Origin of the sequence: Enterobacter sp. 01-M-02-SI-ECC (genome assembly GCF_047530595.1) — a bacterium.
In the GTDB taxonomy this organism is placed as follows: Bacteria; Pseudomonadota; Gammaproteobacteria; order Enterobacterales; family Enterobacteriaceae; genus Enterobacter; species Enterobacter cloacae_M.
Map to the genome: position 1 here is coordinate 1 of NZ_JBLKCZ010000100.1, position 790 is coordinate 790.

1 tRNA gene and 1 rRNA gene are annotated in these 790 nt (G+C 51.0%); both read right to left on the reverse strand.

The annotated features are described in order from the left end of the window. Positions 1 to 388: ribosomal RNA gene (locus ACMWLG_RS25850) — 23S ribosomal RNA — on the reverse strand; the annotation flags it as partial. A 192-nt stretch (positions 389 to 580) separates the two neighbouring features. Next, positions 581 to 656, reverse strand: a tRNA-Glu gene (locus tag ACMWLG_RS25855). Between the last annotated feature and the right edge of the window lie 134 nt (positions 657 to 790).

A 790-nucleotide genomic window follows, 5' to 3' on the forward strand; every position in this document is an offset into this window, starting at 1 on the left:
CCACGTGTCCCGCCCTACTCTTCGAGTTCACAGCCTGTGTGCTTTCGTGTACGGGACTGTCACCCTGTACCGTGCGACTTTCCAGACGCTTCCACTAACACACAAGCTGATTCAGACTCTGGGCTGCTCCCCGTTCGCTCGCCGCTACTGGGGGAATCTCGGTTGATTTCTTTTCCTCGGGGTACTTAGATGTTTCAGTTCCCCCGGTTCGCCTCGTTAACCTATGTATTCAGTTAACGATAGTGCAACGAATTGCACTGGGTTTCCCCATTCGGACATCGCCGGGTCAAAGGTTCATATCACCTCGCCGGCGCTTTTCGCAGATTAGCACGTCCTTCATCGCCTCTGACTGCCAGGGCATCCACCGTGTACGCTTAGTCGCTTAACCTCACAACCCGAAGATGTTTCTTTCGATACATCGTCGACTTGCGAAAATTTGAGAGACTCGAACACACCATTAAGATGTGTCGTTTCAATTTTCAGCTTGATCCAGATTTTTAAAGAGCAAATATCTCAAACGTCACCCGAAGATGAGTTTTGAGATATGACGGCCGGTGACTTTCACTCACGAACCAGCAAGTGGCGTCCCCTAGGGGATTCGAACCCCTGTTACCGCCGTGAAAGGGCGGTGTCCTGGGCCTCTAGACGAAGGGGACGTAAAGTCTCAATCGCAAGACGCCTTGCTATTTACTTTTCATCAGACAATCTGTGTGAGCACTGCAAAGGCAGGTTCTTTAAGGTAAGGAGGTGATCCAACCGCAGGTTCCCCTACGGTTACCTTGTTACGACT